The organism is Streptomyces sp. NBC_00080, from assembly GCF_045041255.1.
In the GTDB taxonomy this organism is placed as follows: domain Bacteria; phylum Actinomycetota; class Actinomycetes; order Streptomycetales; family Streptomycetaceae; genus Streptomyces; species Streptomyces coriariae.
This window is the reverse complement of the sequence record NZ_CP108235.1, coordinates 4,898,693-4,919,603: the sequence shown is the minus strand read 5'-3', so window position 1 is coordinate 4,919,603 and position 20,911 is coordinate 4,898,693. Positions and strand designations below refer to the sequence as shown.

At 72.0% G+C, this 20,911-nt stretch carries 17 protein-coding genes and 2 tRNA genes; 6 read left to right on the top strand and 13 right to left on the bottom strand.

Annotation, left to right across the window (positions count from 1 at the left end; genetic code table 11):
* Positions 1-285 precede the first annotated feature (285 nt).
* The 3 genes from OHU34_RS22020 to OHU34_RS22010 are packed head-to-tail and all read right to left on the bottom strand — an operon-like array spanning position 286 to position 1,606.
* Positions 286-795, bottom strand: a complete 510-nt coding sequence (locus OHU34_RS22020) for a DUF5994 family protein (RefSeq protein WP_405767937.1) — start codon at positions 793-795, stop codon at positions 286-288.
* An 11-nt stretch (positions 796-806) separates the two neighbouring features.
* Positions 807-965 (bottom strand): hypothetical protein, encoded by a 159-nt coding sequence (locus tag OHU34_RS22015; protein ID WP_160159986.1) that lies wholly within the window; start codon positions 963-965, stop codon positions 807-809.
* Between the two features lie 5 nt (positions 966-970).
* Positions 971-1,606, bottom strand: coding sequence for a DUF5994 family protein (locus tag OHU34_RS22010; protein WP_142265080.1), 636 nt, complete (start codon positions 1,604-1,606; stop codon positions 971-973).
* Between the two features lie 679 nt (positions 1,607-2,285).
* Here OHU34_RS22010 and OHU34_RS22005 point away from each other — a divergent pair.
* Together OHU34_RS22005 and OHU34_RS22000 are read left to right on the top strand one after the other, a co-directional pair.
* The gene (locus OHU34_RS22005; RefSeq protein WP_142267938.1) at positions 2,286-2,549 is read left to right on the top strand and encodes a hypothetical protein; all 264 of its coding nucleotides are present in this window, start codon (positions 2,286-2,288) and stop codon (positions 2,547-2,549) included.
* Positions 2,550-3,033: 484 nt separating this feature from the next.
* Positions 3,034-4,275 (top strand): PP2C family protein-serine/threonine phosphatase, encoded by a 1,242-nt coding sequence (locus tag OHU34_RS22000; RefSeq protein ID WP_230195286.1) that lies wholly within the window; start codon positions 3,034-3,036, stop codon positions 4,273-4,275.
* A gap of 68 nt (positions 4,276-4,343) precedes the next feature.
* Here OHU34_RS22000 and OHU34_RS21995 read toward each other — a convergent pair whose 3' ends face one another.
* From OHU34_RS21995 to OHU34_RS21985, 3 genes are all read right to left on the bottom strand, one after another.
* Positions 4,344-5,216 (bottom strand): helix-turn-helix transcriptional regulator, encoded by an 873-nt coding sequence (locus OHU34_RS21995; RefSeq protein WP_142265082.1) that lies wholly within the window; start codon positions 5,214-5,216, stop codon positions 4,344-4,346.
* 398 nt (positions 5,217-5,614) lie between these two features.
* Positions 5,615-5,687, bottom strand: a tRNA-Arg gene (locus OHU34_RS21990).
* A 194-nt stretch (positions 5,688-5,881) separates the two neighbouring features.
* Positions 5,882-5,972, bottom strand: a tRNA-Ser gene (locus OHU34_RS21985).
* 157 nt (positions 5,973-6,129) lie between these two features.
* Here OHU34_RS21985 and OHU34_RS21980 point away from each other — a divergent pair.
* Both OHU34_RS21980 and OHU34_RS21975 read left to right on the top strand, forming a co-directional pair.
* The gene (locus tag OHU34_RS21980; protein WP_142265083.1) at positions 6,130-6,660 is read left to right on the top strand and encodes an SSI family serine proteinase inhibitor; all 531 of its coding nucleotides are present in this window, start codon (positions 6,130-6,132) and stop codon (positions 6,658-6,660) included.
* Between the two features lie 336 nt (positions 6,661-6,996).
* Positions 6,997-11,508: a PAS domain-containing protein gene (locus OHU34_RS21975; RefSeq protein ID WP_405767933.1), complete on the top strand. Its 4,512-nt coding sequence runs from the start codon at positions 6,997-6,999 to the stop codon at positions 11,506-11,508.
* A gap of 75 nt (positions 11,509-11,583) precedes the next feature.
* Here the strand turns inward: OHU34_RS21975 and OHU34_RS21970 are convergent, their stop codons facing one another.
* Entirely contained in the window at positions 11,584-12,168 is a 585-nt protein-coding gene (locus OHU34_RS21970; protein ID WP_142265085.1) for a TetR family transcriptional regulator, read from the bottom strand.
* 129 nt (positions 12,169-12,297) lie between these two features.
* Here OHU34_RS21970 and OHU34_RS21965 point away from each other — a divergent pair, with 129 nt between their 5' ends.
* A complete protein-coding gene (locus tag OHU34_RS21965) occupies positions 12,298-13,512 on the top strand; it encodes an MFS transporter (protein ID WP_142265086.1) in 1,215 nt (404 codons plus the stop codon).
* Positions 13,513-13,682: 170 nt separating this feature from the next.
* On the opposite strand, the gene OHU34_RS21960 is transcribed toward OHU34_RS21965, so the two are convergent.
* The 6 genes from OHU34_RS21960 to OHU34_RS21935 all read right to left on the bottom strand — a co-directional run bounded on the left by OHU34_RS21960 (position 13,683) and on the right by OHU34_RS21935 (position 19,423).
* Positions 13,683-15,362 (bottom strand): long-chain fatty acid--CoA ligase, encoded by a 1,680-nt coding sequence (locus OHU34_RS21960; RefSeq protein ID WP_200839734.1) that lies wholly within the window; start codon positions 15,360-15,362, stop codon positions 13,683-13,685.
* A 127-nt stretch (positions 15,363-15,489) separates the two neighbouring features.
* The gene (locus OHU34_RS21955) at positions 15,490-16,038 is read right to left on the bottom strand and encodes a SigE family RNA polymerase sigma factor (RefSeq protein WP_020131340.1); all 549 of its coding nucleotides are present in this window, start codon (positions 16,036-16,038) and stop codon (positions 15,490-15,492) included.
* Between the two features lie 147 nt (positions 16,039-16,185).
* A complete protein-coding gene (locus OHU34_RS21950) occupies positions 16,186-17,439 on the bottom strand; it encodes a lipid-transfer protein (RefSeq protein ID WP_405767929.1) in 1,254 nt (417 codons plus the stop codon).
* Entirely contained in the window at positions 17,436-17,831 is a 396-nt protein-coding gene (locus OHU34_RS21945) for a MaoC family dehydratase (RefSeq protein ID WP_142265088.1), read from the bottom strand. Before OHU34_RS21945 ends, OHU34_RS21950 begins: the two co-directional genes overlap by 4 nt.
* A complete protein-coding gene (locus OHU34_RS21940; protein ID WP_142265089.1) occupies positions 17,828-18,835 on the bottom strand; it encodes a bifunctional MaoC family dehydratase N-terminal/OB-fold nucleic acid binding domain-containing protein in 1,008 nt (335 codons plus the stop codon). The genes OHU34_RS21945 and OHU34_RS21940 overlap by 4 nt, the downstream gene beginning before the upstream one ends.
* Before the next feature lie 273 nt (positions 18,836-19,108).
* The gene (locus OHU34_RS21935) at positions 19,109-19,423 is read right to left on the bottom strand and encodes a hypothetical protein (protein ID WP_020131344.1); all 315 of its coding nucleotides are present in this window, start codon (positions 19,421-19,423) and stop codon (positions 19,109-19,111) included.
* A gap of 409 nt (positions 19,424-19,832) precedes the next feature.
* On the opposite strand from OHU34_RS21935, the gene OHU34_RS21930 reads away from it, so the two are divergent.
* A complete protein-coding gene (locus OHU34_RS21930) occupies positions 19,833-20,726 on the top strand; it encodes a bifunctional DNA primase/polymerase (protein WP_142265091.1) in 894 nt (297 codons plus the stop codon).
* Positions 20,727-20,911: the final 185 nt, after the last annotated feature.

The window sequence follows — 20,911 nt, the reverse complement described above, 5'->3', positions numbered from 1 at the left end:
TCAGGCACTCGGCAGGCGCTTCGCGCGCCGGCGGTGCCGTGGCCAGGTCGATCTCTCCCGCGAGGGTGATCAGAGCGCGGGTGCCGCGTTCGTACCGGCGGACGTTCAGTTGTGGAAGGGCCATGGCTCCTCTGTCCGGACGCGTGCGGGTGTCGGGTGTGCGTGCGCGGTGACGGACGGGCTGAACTCCCGGCCCGGGCGAACCGAGTTCATGCCCTCGGTTCCTGAACTCGGTTCCTGAACGCGGCCTCCGGCACCGGAGCCCGCGATGTGCGATCCGCCGGGCTACCAGCCGGGAGCGCCGGGCAGTACGGGCGTCCGGTCGGCGGGGGTGACGCCGGTGGCGGCGAGAATCCGTTCGGCCGAGGCGTCGTTGTCGTCCCGTACGGCCATGGCCATCGCGGCGCGAGCGAGCGAAGGAGTCGTCTGCGGAGGGATCACCAGGAACATGAAGTGGTCCTGGTCGCCCCGAGTGACGATCATGGTGTCGTCGCCGACGGCCGACCAGTCGATGCGGACGGTACGACCGTCGACGACCAGATGGCCCGGCCTCTCGTCCCAGGCGCCCGCGTCGAGTCCGACACGGGCGAGTGGACCCAGCCGGGCGGTCAACACGGCGAGCAGCCCGGACAGTTGACTCTGGAAGTCGCGTGACCGCGGCCACCACGCACCGTCGAACGTCCCCGTGCGCCGGGGCGTCATCTCCATCCGCAGGACCGCGGTGCCGGGGAGTATCGGTTCCCTGCCGGTGTCCGCCAGGAGCCTGACGGGGAGCAGGGGGATCGTGGGGATCATGGGGACTCACCTCACTCCCTTCCGGGGGCGGCGTCTCCGCCAGGCCGCCCAGGGGCGGCCTTGATGGAAGGCGGCGGTGCGATCGCGTGTTGCCGGTTGGCCAGGTGGACGAGGAGCACACCCAGAGCGATCATCGCCATGACGACGACCAGGGTCGCGAAGGTCTCCATGGTCCTCACATCCCCATCGGCAGAGGACCGGGCCGCGACAAATGCAACGGCTCGACTCCGCCTTCGGCCATGACTCCCGGGATCCGTGCACGCGCAGCCGGAACGCGGGCCCCGTGCCCTCCCTCGGAGTCCCAGACCGCTTCCACGGCCCGGTCGGTCTCGGACGCCGTTCGCAGGCGCGCCGCCTCCTCCATCAACCCGCTCGCGGTCGACGTGCCCCGTGGGTCGCTCGCGGCGGCCATCAGCCAGGCGGCCGAGACGGGATCCGTCCGCGGCGGGATCACCAGCAGGTTCCAGCGGCCCGAGCGGTAGGAGAGCAGCAGCAGTTCGTGCGGGTCCTGCTCGGCCAGGAACCAGCCCACCTTCACCACGTGCCCGCCGACGGGCACCTTGCGCGGGACGACCGGCCAGTGGGTGGGATTCACCGTGACCCGGGTGATCCGCCCCCACACCGGCTCCAATACCGCTGTCAGAGAGGGGAGTTCCGCCGCCAGATCGCGGGAGCGGGGCCACCAGGCGCCGTCCAGCAGCGCCGGGGCGGAGCCGACGGGAGCCAGCGACAGGCGGAGGGAGGTAGAAGCGGCGGAGGAAGACGAGAGCCGGTCTTCGAGTGTCGGCGAGAGGGAAATGGTCGCAGTCATGACGCGAACCCTGCCCCGGGCCGACCGCAGTCGGCCCGGCCTATGCGATCGCCGAAAACGACACGAGCATGGAAGCCGGTGCGCGAAATATCCTCGGTACTTCGAGCGTACTCCCCGGCCGAGCCGAACGGACCGTGCCGTCGGCGGTGTCCGGAACGGACGAGTGATCACCGAGCCGGAGGCACGGCACACGGTGCATCGCGGGGGCCTTGGGGCGGAGTAGGGTCGGAATACCGGGAGCACTTCGCACACCAGATCAGAGCTGGTGCCGTTCTCGGCCAGCGACAGGACCGGAGCGTCCAGGACGAGCCCGGGGACAGGTTCGCGCCATGACCGCGACCAGCAGGGGTACAGCCCTCACCGAACGGGACCGCCCCGGTGCGCTCCGCCCGAGGGAGGTGAGGACGTGGAGACGGTCGTCACCGCAGTATTGATCATCGCCGTGATCGCCATGGGAATCGTCCTGATCCATCAGCTCAACGCGCAGCACGACGCAAGGATCGCGGCCTACCGCTACGGCGATGCGCTGCCGGGCATCGGCCGCCTGCGGGCGAAGAACCGACGAGCGGCAAAGCCTTCCGCGTCGCCCGCGGTCGACGACGCCGAGCCGGGCGGTGCCACGGATGACGCGGCCCGCGCCCCGGTGGAGGCAAGGGGCAGGCCGGAACGGCCGCACCCCGTGGAGTCACCGGAACCGCCCCGCGCCGGGAACGTCGACGTGCGTCTCGTCGCCTCGTCCCCCGAGGCCGCCCGCCAGGTCGCGGAGGTTCTCCGTCGCTGCTTCGCCTCGTCCGAGCAGCGCAGCTATCCCGTCGGAACGGTGGCCGGCGGAACCCGCCTCCACCTCACGGTGGACACCGCGCGTGCAGCAGAGCCCGCGCGCTCCTGGCTGGTCACCAGTCGGTCCTCCGGAAACGGCCGTACGCAGACTGACGAAACCTGACCCGCGAGAACCACGAGACGCCATATGTCCGACATGCGCACCGGGGCTACCATGAAAGCGGGTCGGCACACTCTCACGTGCGACCGGCCCGGAAGGGCGACCCCGGTGTGTATACGCCGGGGTCGTTGAAACACGAGGGACACGGCCGCCGGGAGCAGGGCGTGACCCGTTCCGCCGGCTTCCGGAGTGGCTCGCCCCCGCCGCCCGTGGCTCTTGTGGTGACCGATGTCAGGGGCGACATGCCGCCCATGGCGTAATCGTCTCGTCGGGCCGGTCGGCGATGCGAGCCTGAGCCGGTCGACTGCGTCGTGCCACGCCGCTCGCCGTTGTCGGGGTGCTGGAAGCGCCGGCGCCGTCCGGTCGGCACCGCCCGCACCGGCTGCGGTTCGACGAGGCCGGGGCACCGGGCCGCCCGGTGGACACCGTGTGGACGCTGCCACCCCGATGAGTTCCCCGTGCCCGGGACGAAGGGAAGCAGACAGCCATGGCGGACGGTTGGCGCAAGCCGGGCCGGATCGGGGTGGACCGGTCGGAGGGATTCGGCGAACGGCTGTTGGGGGTGCTGCTGGACCGCGCGCACGAGATGCCGCCGCAGTTGATCGCCCCCCTCGTCGCGGAAGAGGTGGCCCGGGTCGGGGGACGGGACGTCTCCATCCTCCTGCAGGACTACGAGCAGGTGCTGCTGGTGCCGCTGCCGGGCCGGAGGCTGAAGCTCGGCGGCCCCGAGCCGGTCGAGGACTCCCCCGCAGGCGACGCGTTCCTGACCCGCAGAACGGTGGAGGTGCCACAGGACGACAGTGTGCGGATGTACCTGCCGCTGCTGGACGGCAGCGACCAGATCGGGGTGATGGCCGTCACCCTGGACAGCGTCGATGACGACGACCGACGGCTGCTGCGCAGACTCGCCGGTCTGGTCGCGGACATGATCGTCACCAAGGACTCCTACACCGACCAGTTCTTCCAGGCCCGCCGCAGTGCCCCGATGAGTGTGGCCGCGGAGATCCAGTGGTCGTTGCTGCCCCCGCTGTCGATGACGGTGCCGCAGGTCGAGGTGGCCGGGATCCTGGAGCCCGCCTACGACGTGGCCGGCGACAGCTTCGACTACGCCCTCAACGGCGACATCCTGCACGTGGCCATGATCGACGCGATGGGCCACGGGCTGGACGCGGCGACCATGGCGACGGTGGCCATCGGCGCCTATCGCCACACGCGACGGGCCCATACGGATCTGTCCCAGGTGTACGCGTTCATGGACAGGGCCATCAATGAGCAGTTCGGCCAGGACCACTTCGTCACCGCTCAGATGATGACCCTGGACATCACCACAGGCCGACTGCAGTGGGTCAACGCCGGCCACCCGGCTCCGTTCCTGATCCGTGACCGCGCGGTGGTGGACCGGCTGGAGAGCCCGACCACGTTGCCGGTCGGCTTCGGCGGTGAGGAGCCGGTGGTCACCGAGCGGATGCTGCGGCCCGGGGACCGGTTGCTGTGCTTCACCGACGGCCTGTTCGAGGAGCACCAGGCCGGCGGAGAACTGTTCGGTGAGGAGCAGTTGATCGAGTGGACGAATCGGATCCTCCGCGACCGCCCCCAGGTACGGGCGGTGGTACGAGCGCTCTCCCACGCCCTGAAACAGGAGCGTGGCGGCACCACGACCGACGACGCGACCATCTTCCTCATCGAGTGGCGAGGCGGCGATGCCGATCACCTCGCCACCCTCGATTGAGCCCGCCGACGATGCACCGGCTCCCTCGCTGAAGCCTGCCGCTGACCTGTGGTTCGTACTCGAGTCGGTCAGGCCGGGATCGTCGCGTCGACGTACGCCTTGGCGATGTCGGTGATGAAGTCGCGGCTGCTGTCCGGGGTGAGGGCATGCGCCTGGAGGTGCTCGTACATCACGTTGTAGTGCCGCACGTCGGACGGCTTCTCCAGGTAGAGATCGCTGGCGAACCGTTCCAGGTACACCACCCCCGCCTCGGGACCGTCGGCGAACCGCAGGATGGAGAACTGTCCCGACAGTCCCGGATGAGCGCCGGCCGTGTAGGGAAGGACCTGAACCGTGATGTGCGGCTCCGCGCCGAGTGCCTTCAGGTGCTCCAGTTGTTCACGCATGACGTCCGGACCGCCGACGACGCGGCGCAGGGCCGATTCGTCGATGATGACCCACAGGCGCAGCGGGCAGGCCAGGTCGTAGATCCGGTGCTGGCGGCGCAGCCGCACCTTGAGCTGCGTGGCGGCCTGTTCCGCAGTGAGCCGAGGGATGGTCTCCCCGATGACAGCCTCGGCGTAGGCAGGGGTCTGCAGCAGATCGGGCACCATCATGGGCGCGTGGGTGTGCAGGGAAGCGGCGTCCGTCTCCAGGCCGATGTAGACGCTGCCGGAGAGTTCGCCATAGGAGTGCCACCAGCCCCGCTGACCGGATTCCCTGGCCATCTCCATCAGGGAGTCGATGACCTGCTGGTCCGTCACTTCGTAGATCACGCACAGGTCGCGCACATCACGGGGGCTGATGGCGCGGTTGCCGTTCTCCAGATGACTGATCTTGGGCTGAGAGACCATGAGCCGCTCGGCCACTTCTGTGCTCTTCAGCCCACTGAGCACGCGGAGCCGACGCAGTTCGGCTCCGAGACGGCGTCTCCTGACAGTGGGATTGGTCTTCGCCGCCACGCGCGGTGTACCTCCGGGTCCAAATGGGTGTGTCGGCAGGCAGGTTGTCATGGCACGAGGCTTCCCGATGATGCGCAATGCCGCCGTGATCGTCAGCAGCCGAAAAGGACTCTTACGTTGGCAATTGCCTTGGCTGCGAGGCCCTCGCGGTGAGCAGCCGGCGTCCCCCTGCCGGCAAGGAGGAACCTGAAGGGCGGACACGGGTGGGCGCGTCGCAGCGGACCCGAGCAGAGTCGTCACGCCCTGCCCGGAGCCGAGCCGCGAGAGCCGGAGCGGCATGTCGGGACGACCGAACCGAGGGGGTCTGATCCGTCCCGCACCCGGTTGCCGTCGAACACTGCGGTCAAGGCACAAGCCAGAGGCCCTAAGGATCAATCCTTAGGGCCTCTGGTCAGCTGTGCACTCGGCAGGATTCGAACCTGCAACCTTCTGATCCGTAGTCAGATGCTCTATCCGTTAAGCTACGAGTGCTTGTTATTCGGTTTTTCTGTCTTCGCTCTCGGCCCTTCCGGCCCGCTCGCGGCGACAGGAAGAACATTACATGACTGCCGCCGACATGTGAAATCCGTTTGCCATACCGCTTGTGAGCTGCGGAAACGCCTGTCTGGAGGGTCTTGGGAAACACCGAAGCCCCGGTCGGGTGGACCGGGGCTTCGGTGATCGCGCGGAGGCGGAGGGATTTGAACCCTCGATGGGATTGAAGTCCCAAACCGCATTAGCAGTGCGGCGCCATAGACCGGACTAGGCGACGCCTCCAGCACAACCGCTCGCGTGTGGGCGAGTGGTGCGTGCAGATGATGACACAGTCGAAGGGCGTGTCACCAATCGGCGTCCACGGTACTAGGCAGGTGGGTCGCAGGGCAAAGCGGTTGTCGGGGCGCAACATCGTCGGGGGCCTCGCGTTAGTCCTGTCATGTTCCAGGTCACCCCACTCCGACGGCTCGCCGTCGCCGCTTCCGCCGCCTGCGCCGCCGTGGTCGCCTCGTGCACCACCGGGCCCGTCACGGCCTACGCCGCCGGGACAGCCGGGGCCGCGACGTCGGTCGCCGCCGTCGCCGACGCCACCTCGCTCGCGCCGCCGCCCGTCCGGGAGGAGGACCGGGTCTCCGGTGATCACCTCACGGTCACCGTCCGGCACGCCGGCGGCCGGGCGAACGGGACGTTCGAGCTGTACTGCCACCCGGGAGGCGGCAGTCACCCGGACGCGGGAAGCGCCTGTCGCGCCGTGGACCGCACCACCCGGTGGGGCAGGGACGCCTTCGCGCCCGCTCCGGCCGGCGGCGTCTGCACCATGCGGTACGGCGGGCCGGCCACCGCCCACGTCACGGGCCGCTGGGCCGGGCGGCCGGTCGACGCGACGTACGACCGCAGCAACGGCTGCCAGATCGAGCGGTGGGACCGGCTCGTGCCGCTGCTGCCCGACCTGCGCCCGGCCGCCCGCTGACGCGCGACCGGTGTCCGACGAGCCCCGCCTCGCCTCCGCGGTCGTGCGCGTACAGGCGACGCGTGGCGGAAGCACCGGTTCCGTAAAGGTCGCGCGAAGGTCCCGCGCAGTCCGAGCAGGATGCGGGGCGGGCGCGGGAGCCGTCCGTCGTGCACAGGGACAGGCCACGACAGGTGAGGACACACGTTCTGTGTCACTTCGTCGTGCGAGCTCCCTCTCATCCGGCGCCGCCGACGGGACCCCAGCCCTTAGACTCCCTCGCGTGACACGGTGCGGGCCGGTTGGCAAGATGGCCCGAACGGTCGGCAAGGTGCGGTAACAGGGAGGAAGCGACTCGTGAGCAGCAGGCCATCCCGAGGCGCTGCTCGCCTCGCAGCCATACTCGACGCGCTCCCCGATGCGCTGTTGCTGGTCAACGCCAACGGGACCGTCGTCAACGCGAACACCATCGCGCTGGAGGCGTTCGAGACGCCGGGTACCGCGCTGGTGGGGCGGGGGCTGCTCGATCTGCTGCCGCAGTTCGACTCCAAGCTCATCCCGGGGTCCATGCGGCGGCCCGATCACATGGACCCGCGCGGGCGGACCAAGCCGACCCGGATGGTCGCGCGCCGCACCGACGGCAGCGAGTTCCCGGTCGAGGTCACCAGCGCCAACCTCGAGAACGGTCAGCAGGCCTACGACGGCTACGGCTACTCCTCCGCCTCCGACGAACTGCTGATGCTCGTCGTGCGCGACCTGTCCGGGACCGTCGACACCGAGGCCGAGCTGGCGCGTTCGCAGCGGCAGACCGAGATGATCCTGAGGGCCGCGTCCGAGGGCGTCGTGGGCACCGACACCGACGGCCGGATCGTCCTCGTCAATCCGGCCGCCGCCCAGATACTGGGGTACCGGGCCAGCGATCTCGGCGCCAAGGAGCTGCACACCCTCGTGCTGCACTCGCGCGCCGACGGCTCGCCGTTCCCGTACGACGAGTCGCCGCTCGCCGACACCCTGCGGTCCGGGCGCAAGCACCGGGTGCGCGGGCAGGTGCTGTGGTCCAAGAGCGGGGACCGGGTGGCGGTCGATCTGACGACCGCGCCCGTGCGCGACGGCGATCAGCTCGTCGGCGCCGTCATGACCTTCACCGACCGCCGTCCCTACGACGCCCTCGCCGAGGAGAAGGACGGCGTCGAGAAGCGGCACGCGGACGAGTTGGAGAAGCTCTCCGAGGAGCACGCCTCCGACCTCACCGCGCTGCGCCAGCAGCACGTCACCGAGCTCGAGGAACTGCGCGAGCGGCACGAGGAGGAGCTCGCGGCCGGCGAGGAGCGCTACGCCTCGCTCGGCGAGCGCGAGAAGGACCGGTACGAGGCGCTCGCCGGGCGGCACGAGCAGCTGCTCACCCTGCTCGGGGACTCCCTGCGCGGGCCCCTGGACGAACTGCGCCGCGAGCTGGCGGCGCTCGCCGCGGACGACGCCGGCCAGCTCTGGCCGGAGGCCAACCAGGTGCTCCACCACCTGTCGGCCGGCTACTCGCGGATCACCACGCTCATCGACAACGTGCTCGGCTACCAGCGTCTCGACACCGGGTCGGAGGTCATCGCCCGGACGAAGGTGATGCTCGACGCCGTCGTCGCCGCCGGTGTCGACGGCGCGGTGGATCTCATCGGGCCGGGACGGGTGCAGTTCGCCGTGCACGCGCCGCCCATCGAGGCCGAGGTCGACGCGCGGCTCCTCGCGACCGCGCTCGCGCACCTCGTGGCCGACGTCGCGGGTGTCGACGCCACCGGCAACGCCCCCGTCTCGGCGGGCGGTTACATGGACAACACGGTCGTGGTGGCGGCCGCCCAGCGCGGCGAGGTCGTCCGCATCGAGGTGCGCGGGCCGTACGCCGGCGGCGACCCCGTGCACGAACCGATCGTGCGGGGGATCGTGCGGGCGCACGGTGGCGTGCTGCAGACGCACGAGGTGCCGGGCATGAGCGGCAGCGCGTACGTGCTGGAGGTGCCGTTGGGCGGTGGCGCGGGAGCCATGGCGGCTCCGGCGGCCATGGCCCTGCCCGCTCTCGCGGCCGGAGGCGGCGCGGCCTCGGCGGCCCCCGCCCCCGCCATGGCCTCGGAGGAGGACGTTCCGGGCGAGTACGGCGCCGGTGGGCGCCGACGGGCTCGACGGTCCTCCGTGGACGCCTTCCTGGAGGGCGACGTCCCGGCCGCGGAGGGCGGCGCCGAAGCGGAGGCGGCGGTTCCGACCGGTCGGCGACGCAGGCGGGCCGGGGCCGCGGCCCCGGAGGAGACGCCGGGCGAGCTGTCGCCCGCCGTGGACGAGGCCGAGGGCCCGGAGGGCCCCGGCGGCACCGGGCGGCGGCGTGGGCGGTCGGCCGAGATCGCCGTCGTGGGAGCCGACGCGGGGTTGCCCGCGGCGCTCGACGGCGGGGTGAGCGAGGGTGCCGTCGTCACGGCCGCCGAGCACGCGGCGGGGACCGCGGCCTCGGGTACGGGACTCGGCGGCACCGTTCCGCCGCAGGGCGTACCCGCGCCGGGCGGCCAGCGGCCCGCACCGGACGGCCGGCAGCCGCAGAACGCGTTGCCGCCCGCGCTGCCGGCGCTCGCGGGCGCACCGGCCGAGGCCCCGGGGACGGGTCCGGGAGCCATGACACAGGCGGAGACGGAGGACGGACAGCCGACGGGCAGGCGCCGGCGCGCTCTGGCCGCCGCGAACGAGCGCGCCGCCGCGCAGGAGGCGGGGCCGCGCGCGGTGTTCGCCCTGCCGCCCGCCCAGGCCGACCGGGCGCCGGGTGGTGCCGTCGGCACGAGTGCGACCGCCCAGACCGCACAAGCCGCCCAGGCTCCCCAAGCTCCCCAGGCCGCCCGAGCGGTGGGGCCGATTCCGGCTCAGGCTCAGGCTCCGGCTCCGGGAGTGGTGCAGGCGTTGGGCGCGGTTCAGGTGCCCGCACAGGGCCCGGTTCCCGCGCGGGCTCAGCCGCCGGTTCAGGCTCAGGAGCCCGTTCCCGCTCAGGCGCCCGTTCAGGGCTCCGCCGAGGATTCCGCGATCGACCACGGGCGGCACGACGCCGTCCCGCACGACCAGGCCGACGACCACACCCCGCCCCAGCCGCACCCCACGAACGCGCCCACGGGACGCCGTCGACGGGCCGTCGCTCAGGCCGCGGAGGTCGCCGCCCCGGCACAGGTTCAGCAGCCCCAGCCCCAGCCCCCGTCCCAGCCGCAGCAGGTGGGACAGCCCCTCGCCGCCGGGCAGCCTGCCGCCGCGCAGGCGGTTCCGGCAGCCGTGCCCGTCCCCGGGCAGCCGTTGCCCGGTCAGCCGGCCGCGGGTCAGCCGCTCCCCGCGCAGGGGGCCGCCAACCCCGTGCCGAACGCGCCCGGGCAGGGTCAGCCGCTCCCGGCCGAAGCGGCCCCGGCCGCAGCAGCCCCCGCGGCCGCGCAGCCCGCACCGGTGACGACAACGCCCAGTGGTGGCACTCCGCTTCCGCCCGAGGCCGCCGTCGGGCAGCCACGGGTGGCGCAGCCGTTGCCCGCCGAGGCCGCGACGGGTCGGCCGGTGGACCCCAACTCGACGCAGGGTCGGGCGATCAGCGTGCGGACCCTGGGGCAGGGCGTGCCGTTCACCCGGCAGGCCGCGCAGGTGCAGCAGGCACAGCAGTTGCAGCACGCACAGCAGGCACAGCAGGCACAGGCGATGCGTCACTCGCAGCCGGGGGTGCCGTCGGCGCAGTCCACGGCCACCCCCGCCCCGCACGCCCCCGGTGGTTCCGGGCGGCGCCGCAAGCTGGGGACTCCGCCCGACCCGACGACACGCCCTGAGCAGACGGCGCGTCCGCACCCGTCGGCCGAGCAGCCCGTCGCGGCGCAGACCCCGGCACAGGCGCAGGCCGCCGTGGCTCCGGCAGCGGCGCCCGGGACGGCACCCACGCCGGCAGCCGCGCCCGTGCCGCCCCCCGTACCGCATCCCTCCCTCGCGGGTCAGTCGCGGCTCGTGCCGGGTGGGTCGGGGACCGAGGGTGCCGGACGGTCGTACGCCATAGGAGCCCCGGACGAGAACGCCGCCGAGGGGCCCGAGCCGCTGGACGGGCCCGGTGGGGCCGTCGAGGTGGCGGATCCGCCGCGGCCGCAGCCGCTGGACGACGAGCTGCCGCCGGAGCCGCTGGACAACCCGCGTCGGCTGCTGGTCTGGCCGGCGCCGGACGTCAGTACGCAGCAGGCGCTCAGCGACCGCGGCTACCGGCCGGTGATCGTGCACTCGCGCGAGGAGGTCGACGCGCAGATCGCCGCCTTCCCGGCCGCGCTGTTCGTGGACCCGCTGACCGGGCCGATCACTCGTACCGCGTTGCAGTCGCTGCGCACGGCCGCGGTGGCCGCCGAGGTTCCGGTGCTGGTCACGGCCGGGCTCGGACAGGCGACACGCGAGGCGGCGTACGGCGCCGATCCCGCCGTCCTGCTCAAGGCACTCGCGCCGCGCGACAGCGAGCAGCATCCGCCGCGGGTGCTGCTCATCGAGGAGCACGCCGAGATCGCCCTCGCCCTGACCTCGACGCTGGAGCGGCGCGGGATGCAGGTGGCGCGGGCGGCGAGCGACGCGGACGCCGTCACGCTCGCCGGGCAGCTGCGGCCGAACCTGGTCGTGATGGACCTGATGCAGGTGTCCCGGCGCCATGCCGGAATCCTGGACTGGCTGCGGGCGAACGGGCAGCTCAACCGCACTCCGCTGGTCGTCTACACGGCCGCCGTCGACCCGGCCGACCTGCCGAGGCTGGCGTCGGGGGAGACGGTCCTCTTCCTCGCCGAGCGGTCGACGAGCGCGGAGGTGCAGAGCAGGATCGTGGACCTGCTGGCCCGGATCGGCACCAACTAGGAGCCGTCCGGCCGACCTCGTCCGGCCCGACCTCGTCCGGCCCGGCGACGTCCTGCCGGTCCGACCGGGCTCGTCCTACCGGGCGACCATCCGCCGTGCCGCCTCCTTGATGGAGGCGCGCAGGCGGTCGCGGTCGGCGTCCTCGGAGCCCGCCAGGATGCGGCTCATCTGGGGGACGAAGGCGGCCCAGTTGGCCATCGCGATCAGCAGGAAGAAGAGGTCACGGGCCGGGATCGCGTCGGAGATCACACCCCGGTCCTGGCCGTCCTGGATGGCGGCGACCTTCAGCGCGTAGTGCTCCTGGCGTTCCGTCTCGTCGGGCAGCAGCTCGGTGCCGCCGTACTCGATGCCCTCCCAGTACAGGAGCCGCAGCAGCTCGGGGTGGGCGCCGTGGTAGTCCATCACCCGGTCGAGCCAGCCCTCGATGTCGTCCGGGTCGACGGGGACGGCGGCGGCGAGGTCCAGCATGCGACGGCCGAGGACCTGGGAGAACAGCTCGGCCTTGTTGCCGAAGTAGGCGTAGATGAGCTGCTTGTTCGCCTTGGCCTCGGCGGCGATGCGGTCGATGCGGGCGCCCGCGATGCCGTGGCGGGCGAACTCCGCGACGGCGGCGTCGAAGATCCGGGCTCGGGTGGCCTCGGGATCCCTGGTGGTTGCCATGGAGCCATCGTAGCCACGGACCTAACCAACTAGTTGGTTGACAGGGAATTCACGCTCGCCGCAGACTGTTCCCCCTCCGTTCCAACCAACTGGTTAGTTATTAGAGACGCTCGAAGGAGCACCTCCGCCATGCCGTCCGAAGTCACAGCAGTCCGAGAAGCGGGAGAGGAAGTCGCCCCCTCCGCGGTCGCGGCCCGCCGCAACGGGCTTCTCCTCGTCCTCATCGCCCTCTGCACCGCCGTCACGGCGGCCAACATCTATCTCGCGGCCCCGCTGCTCCCCCTCATCGCCCACGACTTCGGCTCGGCACCCTCGGCCGTGGCCTGGATCGCCTCGGTCGCCCAGTTCGGCTACGCGGCCGGCCTGCTCGTCTTCGCCCCGCTCGGCGACCGCGTGAACCGGCGCCGACTCGTCGCCGTCCTCTCCCTGGTCACCGCGGCGGCCCTGGTCGCCGCGGCCACGGCCGCCGGGACCGGCGCCCTCGCGGCCGCCGTGCTCGTCGCCTCGGCCGCGACCGTCGTCCCGCAGCTCCTCGTACCGCTGGTCGCCGCCCGCGCCCCCGCCGACCGGCGCGCCCGGCATGTGGCCGCCGTCATCGCCGGGCTGTTCACCGGCATCGTCGCGGCCCGGGTCCTCGGCGGACTCGCCGGACAGGCCTTCGGCTGGCGGGCGGTGTTCGTGGGCGCGGCCGCCCTCACCACGATCCTGGGCCTGCTGACCGCGGCCGCCCTCCCCTCCGAGCGCCACCGCCCCCGTGAGGGCCACCTCTTCGCCGGTCTCACCGCGATGCCGGGCCTGGTGCGGCGCTCGCCCGACCTGTGGCGGGCCTGCGTGCGGCAGGCCGGGATGTACGGCGCCTGGAGCGCCTTGTGGACCTCGCTGGCCCTGCTGCTGACGGGCGAGGAGTCCTACGGCCTGACGACCGCCGCCGCCGGCCTCTTCGGCCTGTTCGGACTGGCCGCCAGCGTCGTCGCACCGCTGGCCGGCGGTCTGGTCGACCGCTTCGGCGCCGCGAAGGTCGTCCGCAACGCGTATCTTCTCGCCGCTGTCTCGGTCCCGCTGTTCTGGCTGGGCGGACAGGTGCTCGTGGCGCTCTTCGTGGCCGCGATCGCGATCCACGCGGCGCTCGTCGCCTCCCATGTCGCCAACCAGACCCTCGCCCTGACCACCACCTCCGCCCCGGCCACCGCGAACAGCGCCTATGTCGTCGCGGGGTTCGCCGGCGGCGCGACCGCCTCGGCCCTGGCCGGCCTCGCCTTCACCCACTTCGGCTGGGGTGGCGTCGTCGCGGTGGCGGGCGCCTGGCTGGTCCTGGGCTGGACGACCACGGCCGTACGGCGGTGACGGCCGTACGGCGGTGAAGCCGGCCTGTGACCGTACGGCCGCGCAGAACGGCGTACGCCGGGCAGGGGCCGCGAGGTGCCCTGCCCGGCGTACACGACCTGCGTACACGACCTGCGTGAACGGCCGCGACGGCTGCTGCGTCGGTCACCGCGTCCGCGGCGCGGGCGGGTTCAGAGCCGGGTGACGTCCAGCTCGCCCTCCGCGTACTGCCTGCGCAGCACCTTCTTGTCGAACTTGCCCACGCTCGTCTTCGGGACCGACCCGATGATCGTCCAGCGCTCCGGGAGCTGCCACTTGGCGATCTGCCCCTCGGCGGCGAGGAAGGCGCGCAAGGCCTCGAAGTCCGTGGTGGCACCCTCCCTGAGGACGACCGTGGCCAGCGGACGCTCGCCCCATTTGTCGTCCGGGACGGCCACGACGGCGGCCTCGGTGACGTCCGGGTGGGACATCAGCGCGTTCTCCAGGTCCACCGACGAGATCCACTCGCCGCCGGACTTGATGACGTCCTTGGCGCGGTCGGTGAGGGTGAGGAAGCCGTCGGCGGAGATGGTGCCGACGTCGCCCGTCTTCAGCCAGCCGTCCTCGCTGAACTTGTCGGCGGGCCGCAGGGGCTCGCCGTCGGGGCCGTTGTAGTAGGCGCCGGCGATCCACGCGCCGCGCACCTCCAGCTCGCCCGCGGACTCGCCGTCCCAGGGGAGGCGTTCGCCGCCGGGGCCGGTGAGGCGGCCCTCGACGCCGGCCGGGAAGCGGCCCTGGGTGAGGCGGTAGCCGAGTTCCTCGTCGGTGCCGACCGCGTGGGCCGGCGGACGGGCGATGGTCCCGAGCGGGGAGGTCTCCGTCATGCCCCAGGCGTGGCAGACCCGCATGCCCAGCTCATCGAACGCGGTCATGAGGGAGGGCGGACAGGCCGATCCGCCGATGGTGACCTGGGTGAGGGAGGAGACGTCCCGCGGCTTGGCGGTGAGCTCGGCCAGCAGACCCTGCCAGATGGTGGGGACGGCGGCCGCGTGGGTCGGCTTCTCGCGCTCGATCATCTCGGCGAGGGGCGCGGGCTGGAGGAAGCGGTCCGGCATCAGCATGTTGATGCCGGTCATGAACGTGGCGTGCGGCAGTCCCCAGGCGTTGACGTGGAACTGCGGGACGACGACGAGCGAGGTGTCCTGGTCGGTCAGGCCCATCGACTCGGCCATGTTCACCTGCATGGAGTGCAGGTAGATCGAACGGTGGCTGTAGACCACGCCCTTGGGGTCGCCCGTGGTCCCGGAGGTGTAGCACATGGCGGCGGCCTGGCGTTCGTCCAGCTCGGGCCAGTCGAAGGTCTTCGGCTTGTCCGCGATCAGCTCCTCGTACTCGTGCACGCGCGCGTGGGCGCCCTCGAGGACCGAGCGGTCGCCCGGACCCGAGACGACGATGTGCTCGAGCGTGGGCAGCTTCGGCAGCAGGGGCGCGAGCAGCGGGAGCAGCGAACCATTGACTATGACGACCTTGTCGGCGGCGTGGTTGACGATCCACACCAGCTGCTCGGCCGGGAGGCGCAGGTTGAGGGTGTGCAGCACCGCTCCCATGGAGGGGATCGCGAAGTACGCCTCGACGTGCTCGGCGTTGTTCCACATCAGCGTCGCCACCCGGTCGTCGCCGCGGACGCCGAGGTCGTCGCGCAGGGCGTTCGCCAGCTGCACCGCCCGGGTGCCCGCCTCGGCGAAACTGCGCCGCTGGGGCTCGCTCTCACCTGTCCAGGTGGTGATCTGGGAACGGCCGTGCACCAGCACACCGTGAACGAGAATGCGGGTGACGGTCAGCGGTACGTCCTGCATGGTGCTCAGCACGGCGTCCTCCCAGGGCGGCGACATTGCCTACGCGGTGGTAACGGTTGTGCTGATTCTGCGCACATACCGCGCGGTATGTCACTAGGGAGCGGTGATCGATCAGGTCACGGCGCGGCCCGGATCACGGCGCGGGCCGGAGGATCGGCTCGTGTCAGCGGACAAGCACCAGCTCAGGGTCCTCGCGCAGCTTGCCGAGCGCCCGCGACACCGCCGACTTCACCGTGCCCACCGAGACACCGAGCACCTCGGCCGTCTGGACCTCACTGAGGTCCTCGTAGTACCTAAGGACGACCATCGCCCGCTGCCGCGCGGGCAGCTTCATGATCGCCCGCCACATGGCGTCGTGCAGCGCCTGCCGCTCCGCCGGGTCGTCCGCGGAGGCGACCGGATCCGGCTCCGGCAGCTCGTCACACACGAACTCCTCGACCTTGCGCTTGCGCCACTGCGACGTACGGGTATTCAGCAGGGCCCGGCGGACATAGCCGTCGAGCGCCCGGTGGTCCTCGATCCGCTCCCACGCGACGTACGTCTTGGTGAGCGCGGTCTGCAGCAGGTCCTCCGCATCGCTCGGGTTCGCGGTCAGCGACCGTGCGGTGCGCAGCAGCACCGGCTGACGGGCCCTGACGTACGACGCGAAGGACGGGTACGGAGAAGGCCGCGTCATGCCGTTCGAAGCGCTGGTGCAGACGGGTGTGGTCATGGCTCCACGCTAGGTTCGCGGCCCGCTCGGGCGGATCGGCCGCAGGTCCCGAAGCCGGATCCGTCTCAGGTTGTAGGGGTGGTGCCCGCCCCACCTCCTGAAGGTGGACAAGGCGGCGCCGACTACTACGGGATGACCCCTGGGTGCTCATCCCTCCGTGGCTCTCTCCGTGGCTCCGTCCGCGGCTCGGGCCAAGGCTCCGTCAGCGCCTCGGTCCACGTCTCGGTCCGCGGCTCGGTCCGCGGTCAGGACCAGGCCCGACGTCGGCACCCCGGTCCCCGCCGTCACCAGGGTCCGGGCGGCCCCCGGCACCTGGTTCACGGACGTGCCGCGCAGCTGCCGTACGGCTTCGGCCACCCCGTTCATCCCGTGCAGGTAAGCCTCGCCGAGCTGGCCGCCGTGGGTGTTCAGCGGCAGCCGGTCCTCCGCCACGAAGGCCGGGGCCTCGCCGGGGGCGCAGAAGCCGAACTCCTCCAGCTGCATCAGCACGAACGGCGTGAAGTGGTCGTACAGGATCCCCACGTCGATGTCGGCCGGCGCCAGACCGGAGCCGCGCCACAGCTGGCGGGCGACCACGGACATCTCCGGCAGGCCCGTCAGGTCGTCGCGGTAGAAGCTGGTCATCTGCTCCTGGGCCCGGCCGGCGCCCTGGGCGGCCGCGGTGACCACGGCGGGCGGCTGCGGCAGGTCCCGGGCCCGTTCCACCGAGGTGACGACGAGCGCCTGGCCGCCGTCCGTCTCCTGGCAGCAGTCCAGCAGCCTGAGCGGCTCGGCGATCCAGCGCGAGGCCGCGTGGTCGGCGCGGGTGATCGGACGGTCGTGGAAGTACGCCGCCGGGTTCACCGCCGCGTGCCGGCGGGCCGTGACGGCGACCGGCCCGAACGCGTCCTCCGGGGTCAGCCCGTACGTGTACAGATAACGCTGCGCCGCCATCGCCACCCAGGAGGCAGGGGTGAGCAGCCCGAACGGCAGCGTCCAGCCGAGCGCCGTCCCCTCCGCCGACGGTTCGCGGTGTCGCACGCCCGAGCCGAAGCGGCGCCCCGACCGCTCGTTGAAGGCGCGGTAGCAGACCACGACCTCGGCCACCCCGGCCGCGACGGCGAGCGCCGCCTGCTGCACGGTCGCGCAGGCCGCCCCGCCGCCGTAGTGGACGCGGGAGAAGAAGGACAGCTCACCCATGCCGCACGCCTGCGCGACGGTGATCTCCGGGCTGGTGTCCATCGTGAACGTCACCAGCCCGTCCACGTCGGCGGGCGTGAGACCCGCGTCGGCCAGGGCCGCCCGCACCGACTCCACCGCGAGACGCAGTTCACTGCGTCCCGAGTCCTTGGAGAACTCCGTGGCCCCGATGCCGACGATCGCCGCCCGGCCGCCGAGGGAGTCCCGCGTCCGCACGCTCACCCCGCACCTCCCGGCGGGACGGTGAGCGTCACCGTCCCGGTGACATGTCTGCCGATCCCGTTGTCCCCGGTGACCCGCACCACGGCGGTGGCTCCGTCGAACTCCTCGACCGTGCCCCTCAACACCATGGTGTCTCCCGGGTAGTTGGGCGCCCCGAGCCGGATGGCGACCTTGCGGAGCACGGCCGTCGGGCCGAAGTGGTCGGTGAGGTAGCGGCCGACCAGGCCGTTGGTGGTCAGGATGTTCATGAAGATGTCCGGGGACCCTTTGCGCCGGGCCAGTTCGGGGTCGTGATGGACGTCCTGGTAGTCGCGCGAGGCGAGGGCGCCGGCGACGATCAGGGTGCGGGTGATCCCGATCTCCAGCGGCGGCAGCTCGTCACCGGCCTTCACGCGGCCACCTCGCCCGCGCGGGGCCGGAACACGGGGAGCACCAGCTCGCCGTCCTCATCGTCGTAGGACCGGAATTCCAGCTCCACGGGCATACCGATCCGCACCTTGTCGTAGGGCACGTCGACCACGTTGCTGATGATGCGGACACCCTCGGCGAGTTCGATCAGCCCGATCGCGTAGGGCGGGGAGAAGGCCGGGAAGGGCGGGTGGTGCATCACGACGTACGAGAAGACCGTGCCCTCGCCGCCGGCCTCGACGGTGTCCCACTCCGGCGAGCCGCAGGCGTTGCAGCCGGGGAGCCAGGGGAAGCGGAGCGTGTCGCAGGCGGTACAGCGCTGGACGAGGAGGCGGTGGCGCCGGACGCCCTCCCAGAAACCGGCGTTGTCCCGGTTGACGACGGGACGCGGCCGGCGCGGTACTTCCTGCCGACCCTGCGCCTTGCCTTCCCGTCCGGTCGACGCGTGCTCGCCCGGTACGTACTTGTTCGGCGCGGGGCCGCTGGAAGCTTGCCCGCTGGATGCGCGCGCCCTCGGTGCGTACTTGAGGATGCGGAAGCGATGGGTGCCGACCAGTTCCTCGCCCACGCGCACGTCCGTCCGGGTCGTGACGAAGTACCCGGTGCCCAGCCTGGTGGTCTTCCGCTGCGAGACCGACTCGATCACCGTGTCGAAGGCGACCTCGTCCCCCGGTCGCAGCGGGCGCAGGTACTCCTGCTCGCAGTCGGTGGCGACGACCGAGGTGCAGCCCGCCTCGTCGAGGAGGGAGAGCAGCTCGTCGTAGGCCTGCGCACGCCCCCCGTGGCCGCTCAGGCCGCCCATGATCCACGCCTGGAGCATGGTCGGCGGGGCGATCGCGCCGGGGCCGGTGTACGCGGGGTTCCGGTCGCCCGTCGCCTCGCACCAGTGCCGGATCATGGGCGCGTTGACAGGGTCCCGGCCGGTGCCCGCGACCGCCGCGGGGCGGCCCTCGTAGGCCTTGAGCCGCGCGTGGAGCTCGTCGTCCACGGCCGTACTCCTTCCGCGGGAAAAGGCTTGCCGGGGCTTACCAGGGATGGCCCGGGACAGGCGGGGATTGGCGGGACCTACCGGGACCTACCCGGTAACAGTTTCTGACTGTCCGTCAGATATGAATGTCTGTCAAGGTCACTTCCCTGTACGAAAACGTCTGCGCGGCGGCACCGAAGTACCGCCGCGCAGACGCGTTGTCACCCCCCCCCACAGCCCCCACCCGGCGCGAAGCTCCCCCCGGGGCCTGCGCCGACCCCCGGCCCCCTCAGATCACCACCACAGTGGGGTGAAGGCGACCGCGACGTTGCTGTTGCCCTGGTTGACCGCGGTGAACGCCGACCCGTTGACCTGCGCGGTATTGCTCTGGTTCGAGGCGCCCGAGCCGACGGCGTTCTGCTGCGTGGTGGCCGAGTTGCCGCTGTTATCTCGCCCGACACCGCTGCCGGAGATGCTCGCGACACCCGCGTTCGATCCGTCGTCCGCGAAGCCGCCGTTGTCCGCCACCGCGACGCCGGTGAAGAGGGCGGCCGCCAGCGGGAGGGCGGAGACGGCGGCGATGACGCGGGCGGTACGGATGCTTGCCATGTGGTTCCTCCAGAACGGAAGTACGTGAGTACCGAAGTGCGTGAGTACCGAAATGCGTGAGTACCGAAATGCGTGAGTACCGAAGTGTGTGAAGCACGGCTTTCACCTGGGCAGTTGGCCGACCGCCCCGGCGTTCGTGACGACGTCGCGAGACCAGAGTTGCCCACCGAATCCCCGGCGAACCACCCCGTAAGCCGTGATTCGCGCTCAAGCGTGATGACAAGTCGATAAACCCCTGGCACCACTTTTCCTGCACGTGACGCCATAACCCCCGGCAAGTCGGACACCCGGCTCCCGGGCCCCGCAAGAGGCGAAGCGTTCCGGCATTTTTCCGTCCCGGACAGCCGCCCTCGGGCGCGTCGCGGCCCACCCTCTTCCCTTTATCGAACATGCGTACGACACTGGTTTCATGGCCACCACCGACCGGTACCCCCGGCAGGCCACCACGCTGGCCCTCGCCCACGCCCTGTCGGCCGCCGAGCGCGGCCTGGCCGTCATCCCGCTGTCCCGGACGAAACTCCCCGCCCTGCGCTCCCCCCACCGCGACGCCCCCGAGCCGCCGGGACCGCCCTGCCACGGCGAGTGCGGCCGGCTCGGCCACGGCGTGTACGACGCCTCGACCGACCCCGCCCGCATCCGCGAACTGTTCGCCGCCGCGCCCTGGGCCACCGGCTACGGCATCGCCTGCGGCCTGTCCCCGCACCACCTCATCGGCGTCGATCTGGACACCAAGTCGGACACGGACTCCACGGCCGCCCTGCGCGAGCTGGCCCTGCGCCACCTCTTCACCATCCCGCCCACGATCGTCGTCCTCACCCCGTCCGGCGGACGGCACCTGTGGCTCACCGGCCCGCCGGACGTCGTCGTCCCCAACTCGGCCGGCCGCCTCGCTCCCGGCATCGACATCCGGGGCGCCGGCGGTTACCTGGTCGGCCCCGGCTCCCGCACCGCCCACGGCGTCTACGCGACCGCCCCCGGCACCGCCCACCTCACCCCCGCGCCCTGCCCGCGCTCCCTCCTGCGCCTGCTGCTGCCACCGCCGCGCTCCTCCCGCCCGGGCCCCGGCTCGACGGCCGGCGGCGCACACGGCCGGGGCCTGGTCCAGTTCGTCCTGGCCGCCCACGAGGGGCAACGCAACACACGGCTGTTCTGGGCGGCCTGCCGCGCCTACGAGGACGGCATCGGCCCGGAGTTGACCGAGGACCTGGTCGACGCCGCCGTACGAACCGGCCTGACGGCACGGGAGGCGCGGGGGACGATCACGTCGGCGGCCCGCATGACCACGCACCGCCCCGATCCGTGACAGCCCCCGACGCCTCACGGTCGGTGCGAGCGCTGTGCGGTCCGACGGCGGAGCCCGAGGACGATGCCGCCGGCCAGGACCAGCGCGGAGCCGACACCGACGGCCACCGGTGCAGGGCCGGACGCCCCGGTCTCGGCGAGGACGTGCCACCACCCGAAACGTGGTGGATCCCGACGGGCGCGCCA

What these genes read in the sequence shown, in the direction of transcription:
- OHU34_RS22020 (WP_405767937.1), bottom strand. Translation starts at nt 795, where the DNA reads ATGATCCCCACGATCCCCCTGCTCCCCGTCAGGCTCCTGGCGGACACC.
- OHU34_RS22015 (WP_160159986.1), bottom strand. Translation starts at nt 965, where the DNA reads ATGGAGACCTTCGCGACCCTGGTCGTCGTCATGGCGATGATCGCTCTG.
- OHU34_RS22010 (WP_142265080.1), bottom strand. Translation starts at nt 1,606, where the DNA reads ATGACTGCGACCATTTCCCTCTCGCCGACACTCGAAGACCGGCTCTCG.
- OHU34_RS22000 (WP_230195286.1), top strand. Translation starts at nt 3,034, where the DNA reads ATGGCGGACGGTTGGCGCAAGCCGGGCCGGATCGGGGTGGACCGGTCG.
- OHU34_RS21980 (WP_142265083.1), top strand. Translation starts at nt 6,130, where the DNA reads ATGTTCCAGGTCACCCCACTCCGACGGCTCGCCGTCGCCGCTTCCGCC.
- OHU34_RS21970 (WP_142265085.1), bottom strand. Translation starts at nt 12,168, where the DNA reads ATGGCAACCACCAGGGATCCCGAGGCCACCCGAGCCCGGATCTTCGAC.
- OHU34_RS21965 (WP_142265086.1), top strand. Translation starts at nt 12,298, where the DNA reads ATGCCGTCCGAAGTCACAGCAGTCCGAGAAGCGGGAGAGGAAGTCGCC.
- OHU34_RS21960 (WP_200839734.1), bottom strand. Translation starts at nt 15,362, where the DNA reads ATGTCGCCGCCCTGGGAGGACGCCGTGCTGAGCACCATGCAGGACGTA.
- OHU34_RS21955 (WP_020131340.1), bottom strand. Translation starts at nt 16,038, where the DNA reads ATGACCACACCCGTCTGCACCAGCGCTTCGAACGGCATGACGCGGCCT.
- OHU34_RS21935 (WP_020131344.1), bottom strand. Translation starts at nt 19,423, where the DNA reads ATGGCAAGCATCCGTACCGCCCGCGTCATCGCCGCCGTCTCCGCCCTC.
- OHU34_RS21930 (WP_142265091.1), top strand. Translation starts at nt 19,833, where the DNA reads ATGGCCACCACCGACCGGTACCCCCGGCAGGCCACCACGCTGGCCCTC.